Source organism: Gelidibacter sp. (assembly GCF_035577925.1).
Lineage (GTDB): Bacteria > Bacteroidota > Bacteroidia > Flavobacteriales > Flavobacteriaceae > Gelidibacter.
In genome coordinates, this window is the sequence record NZ_DATJCY010000091.1 from 1 (window position 1) to 4667 (window position 4667).

A 4667-nucleotide genomic window follows, 5' to 3' on the forward strand; every position below is an offset into this window, starting at 1 on the left:
CCTTTTTCTTGAAAAAACAAAAATATATATTAGTTTCAAAATTAGATTCTACCCTTTACAATGCAAATACAAGTAGTGCTTTACAGAGGGAAATAAAATGGGACAAATCTATGTTTTAGATTTGTCCCATTAGTGACCCAATCAGGATTCGAACCTGAGACCTACTGCTTAGAAGGCAGTTGCTCTATCCAGCTGAGCTATTGGGCCGAAACTAAAAAACAAAGATTAATCTGTCGGGGTGGCAGGATTCGAACCTGCGGCCTCCTGCTCCCAAAGCAGGCGCGATAACCGGGCTACGCTACACCCCGAAAGGTTATCTTTTGTTTCAATTCTAAAAATTGAAGTGCAAATATATAGCTTTTCTTTCAATTGTAACAATAATTATTTCTAAATTTAAACTTTAAAGATTATTCATATGAAAACTAGATGTTTTGCTGTTTTAGTAACGGCTTTTATTGGGTTTGTATCTTGTGCTCAGGATAAAAATCCTATTAATACTGACCATGATTATGAAATAGTGGTTTCTGATTTGACCATTCCATGGGGAATTGCATTTCTGCCAGATCAATCTATGTTGATCAATGAGAAGGAAGGAAAAATTATTCATTTTAAAGATGGGAAAAAAACAGAAGTACAAGGTGTTCCTGAAGTTTATAATAGAGGACAGGGCGGACTTTTGGATATTATGCTTCATCCTAATTATGATGAAAACGGTTGGATTTATTTCACTTACGCCTCTTCTGAAGGTGAAGGTAATGGCGGACATACGGCATTGATGCGCGCCAAACTTGTAAACAATACACTCGTTAATAAAGAATTGCTTTATAAAGCGACGCCAAATACAACCAAAGGACAGCATTTTGGTTCGCGCATCGTTTTTGATAATGATGGTTACCTTTATTTTACGATTGGAGAGCGCGGCGAACAGGATGTTAATCCACAGGATATTACTCGCGATGGCGGTAAAGTCTATCGTTTAAATGATGATGGTTCTGTCCCTAATGACAATCCATTTATAAATGAGCCTAATGCTAAAAAAGCAATTTATTCTTACGGACATCGCAATCCGCAAGGTATGGTTTTGCATCCTGAAACCGGTAAAGTATGGACCAATGAGCATGGGCCTCAAGGTGGTGACGAAATAAATATCATTAAAAAGGGAGCGAATTACGGTTGGCCGGTTATTAGTTATGGAATTAATTACTCAGGGACAAAGTTTACGGATATCACCGAAAAAGAAGGCATGGAACAACCCCTTCATTACTGGGATCCGTCAATTGCACCAAGTGGTATGGCTTTTATAACAAGCGACAAATATCCCGGTTGGAAAGGCAATTTATTAATAGGATCTCTAAAATTTAAGTATTTAGATAAAATTATTTTGTCCGATGAAAAAGTCATAAAAGAAGAACGTTTGCTAGATGGATTGGGCCGTGTAAGAACCGTGGTTCAAGGACCGGATGGCTATATTTATGTAGGTATAGAAAACTTAGGGGTTGTTAAACTTTTACCTAAAAATTAATAATTACGATGATTGGAGTATTTGTGTTTTTAAGCATTGTATTTTCATGCAATAGTGAACAATTACAACCACAGGAGCAATCTCAAGAACTTAAGGAAAGTATTAAAAGAGGTGCTTTGGTGTATGAGGATTTTTGTATGAACTGCCATTTGCCAGATGGAAAAGGTACACCTAATATATATCCGCCTTTGGCAGATTCGGATTATTTAATGAAAAAACGTGAAGAAAGTATAAAAGCTGTAAAGTATGGACTGGCGGGAGAAATTACAGTTAATGGCAAAAAATATAATAATGCCATGGCCAGTTTAGGGCTTTTGGATGATGAAGTTGCCGATGTTATGAATTATATTTTAAATTCATGGGGGAATGCGGATGGTAAAATTGTAACCGTTGCCGAAGTTTCTAAAATACAGCCGTAAGAGTTCTTTATATTTGGTTAAATTTGCCTCATCAATTTAAACAATAAAGCATGCTGATTATAGGAATTGCAGGAGGGACCGGATGTGGTAAAACAACCGTTGTCAATCAAATTTTAACTGAATTGCCAGAAGGGGAAGTGGGTGTCATCTCGCAAGATTCCTATTATAAGGACACGTCACATCTGAGTTTTGAAGAACGTACCGAGATTAATTTTGACCATCCACGCTCCATCGATTTTGAACTGTTGGAAAGTCACTTAAAAGATTTGCGCCAAGGAAAAGACATTCAGCAACCAATATATTCGTTTATAAAACATAATAGAACAGGCGATACGGTTTTGACGCATCCGCGGAAGGTAATGATTGTTGAAGGTATTTTGATTTTAACCAATCCCGAATTAAGGGATATGTTTGATATCAAAATATTTGTTCATGCAGATAGTGATGAGCGACTAATAAGACGATTAAAACGTGACATTATGGAGCGCGGCCGTGATTTGGACGAAGTACTGGCACGTTACAAAAGCACTTTAAAACCAATGCACGAGCAGTTTATTGAACCTATGAAAGAATATGCCGATATCATCATTCCAAATAATAAGTACAACACAGTGGCCATTGATATCGTGAAATCTATCATTAACGAACGTTTAGTGTAATTTTGAGATGAATCCAAAATATTTAAGACCCTTTAAAAACATGTACGTCATTATCTTTACGGTATTTGCCATATGGATGCTGTTTTTTGATGGTAATTCTTTTTTAATTCATCATGAATTGAATTCAGAAATGAAAGCTTTGGAAAATGAACGTGATTATTATATTAAAGAAATCCAAAAAGATAAAAAAGCCATAAAGGCATTAAGTACTGAGGAGGGTTTGGAACGCTTGGCTCGTGAAAAATATTATATGAAACGAGAAAATGAAGAAATTTATATTATTGAATATGAAGATAGTATAAAAAACAAAAGTGATTATGACTAAAACACTATTTGGAGATTTTGAAGAAGTATCTTCCAAACAATGGAAACAACTCATTCAATACGATTTAAAAGGTGCGGATTATAACGAAACCCTTATTTGGAAAACCGATGAAGGTATTAATGTAAAACCTTTTTATCATGCCGATGAATTTGAGGATGTTTCGGATAGTTTTGGCACTGAAAGTACGACTTGGCAAATTTGCCAAACGATATTTGTAGCAAATATTGAAAAATCAAATCTAAAGGCAATAGATGCCATCCAACGCGGTGCAGAAGGCATTAAGTTTATTCTTCCTTCTTCGGATATTGTAATTAAAGACCTTTTAGTCAATATTAATTTGACTAAAATTGCCGTTTTTTTTGAATGTCAATTTTTATCGGCACAATTTGCAAAGCAATTTACATTTATTCCGAGCAAAAACAATAAGTATATTCAAACGGATATTATTGGAAATTTAGCCAAAACCGGAAACTGGTTTACAAATTTAAAATCAGATTTCGCAGAGTTTGAAGCCATTATAAAACATACAAAAACTTTTACCATTAACTTGGATTCGTACCAAAATGCAGGTGCCAATATGGTGCAACAATTGGCTTATAGTTTGGCTCATGCCAATGAGTACTTAAATTATTTAGACGATAAACTTTCGGATTTAGCTAAGCAATCTTTCGAGGTTATTTTTAATGTTTCGGTGGGTACCAATTACTTTTTTGAAATTGCCAAACTTCTTGCGTTAAGAAAACTATGGGCAACTTTGGCAAGAGCTTACGGTTTCCGTGAGGATTGTCTCATTTTTGCTACACCAACAAAACGCAATAAGACTTTATATGATTATAATACCAATTTGTTGCGCACTACAACCGAATGTATGAGTGCCATTTTAGGTGGTGCCAACGTGATTAGCAATTTGCCTTATGATGCTATTTACCATAAGGACAATGAGTTTTCCGAACGTATTTCAAGAAATCAACTATTGATTTTAAAGCACGAAAGTTATTTTGATAAAGTCGATAATCCGGCCGATGGCGCATACTATATTAAAAGTATAACCACACAATTAGCCGAAAAAGCATTGGTTTTATTTAAGGATATTGAACAAAATGGCGGATTCTTACATCAGTTAAAAGAAGGCATTATTCAAAATAAAATAAAGGAAAGCGCCACAAAAGAACAAGAGCAATTTGATCGTGGCGAATTGGTTTTGTTGGGTACAAACAAACATCGTAATACCAATGATAAAATGAAAGACACATTGGAACTCTATCCTTTTATCAAAAAAAATCCAATTAAAACTTTGATTGAACCTATTATCGGAAAGCGTTTGGCGGAAACTGTGGAACAAAAACGATTGGAAGATGAGTAGAAAAAATTTACAGCATATTGAATTAGATAAGAGTCGAAGGTCAGATGACGAAAGTCTATTGGCGAATCATTCTCAACTTGAAACTTTTCACACTGCCGAAGGCATATCAGTTTTCCCGTCGTACAGCTTTGCTGATTTAAAAAATGTTGAACATCTTAATTTTATTGCTGGAATAGCCCCTAATTTACGAGGACCTTATTCCACAATGTATGTGCGCCGCCCTTGGACCATTCGTCAATATGCAGGATTTTCAACAGCCGAAGAAAGTAATGCTTTTTATAGAAGAAATCTGGCCGCAGGACAAAAAGGACTATCTGTAGCTTTCGATTTGGCAACGCATAGAGGTTATGATTCCGATCACGAACGCGTGGTTGGTGAT

General features: G+C 35.5%; 6 protein-coding genes and 2 tRNA genes. 6 read left to right on the top strand and 2 right to left on the bottom strand.

Annotated elements, in window-relative coordinates; translation table 11 throughout:
- Positions 1–133 precede the first annotated feature (133 nt).
- Positions 134–207 (bottom strand) — tRNA-Arg (locus VNJ50_RS03215).
- A 26-nt stretch (positions 208–233) separates the two neighbouring features.
- Positions 234–308: transfer RNA gene (locus VNJ50_RS03220), tRNA-Pro, on the bottom strand.
- Between the two features lie 107 nt (positions 309–415).
- Here VNJ50_RS03220 and VNJ50_RS03225 point away from each other — a divergent pair.
- From VNJ50_RS03225 to VNJ50_RS03250, 6 genes are all read left to right on the top strand, one after another.
- Positions 416–1522 (top strand): PQQ-dependent sugar dehydrogenase, encoded by a 1107-nt coding sequence (locus tag VNJ50_RS03225; protein WP_325578998.1) that lies wholly within the window; start codon positions 416–418, stop codon positions 1520–1522.
- A gap of 8 nt (positions 1523–1530) precedes the next feature.
- Entirely contained in the window at positions 1531–1941 is a 411-nt protein-coding gene (locus VNJ50_RS03230; RefSeq protein ID WP_325579000.1) for a cytochrome c, read from the top strand.
- Positions 1942–1991: 50 nt separating this feature from the next.
- Complete coding sequence (gene udk, locus VNJ50_RS03235) at positions 1992–2600, top strand: uridine kinase (protein WP_325579002.1); 609 nt, start codon at positions 1992–1994, stop codon at positions 2598–2600.
- A 40-nt stretch (positions 2601–2640) separates the two neighbouring features.
- Entirely contained in the window at positions 2641–2925 is a 285-nt protein-coding gene (locus VNJ50_RS03240; RefSeq protein WP_325579004.1) for an FtsB family cell division protein, read from the top strand.
- On the top strand, positions 2918–4288 hold the full coding sequence (locus VNJ50_RS03245) for a methylmalonyl-CoA mutase subunit beta (RefSeq protein WP_325579006.1): 1371 nt from the start codon (positions 2918–2920) through the stop codon (positions 4286–4288). The genes VNJ50_RS03240 and VNJ50_RS03245 overlap by 8 nt, the downstream gene beginning before the upstream one ends.
- Positions 4281–4667: methylmalonyl-CoA mutase family protein (locus tag VNJ50_RS03250; protein ID WP_325579008.1), on the top strand; the 387-nt coding region annotated here is incomplete at its 3' end. The genes VNJ50_RS03245 and VNJ50_RS03250, both read left to right, overlap by 8 nt.

Coding starts and splice junctions, on each gene's coding strand:
- VNJ50_RS03230 (WP_325579000.1), top strand. CDS start 1,531: ATGATTGGAGTATTTGTGTTTTTAAGCATTGTATTTTCATGCAATAGT.
- VNJ50_RS03245 (WP_325579006.1), top strand. CDS start 2,918: ATGACTAAAACACTATTTGGAGATTTTGAAGAAGTATCTTCCAAACAA.
- VNJ50_RS03240 (WP_325579004.1), top strand. CDS start 2,641: ATGTACGTCATTATCTTTACGGTATTTGCCATATGGATGCTGTTTTTT.
- udk (WP_325579002.1), top strand. CDS start 1,992: ATGCTGATTATAGGAATTGCAGGAGGGACCGGATGTGGTAAAACAACC.
- VNJ50_RS03225 (WP_325578998.1), top strand. CDS start 416: ATGAAAACTAGATGTTTTGCTGTTTTAGTAACGGCTTTTATTGGGTTT.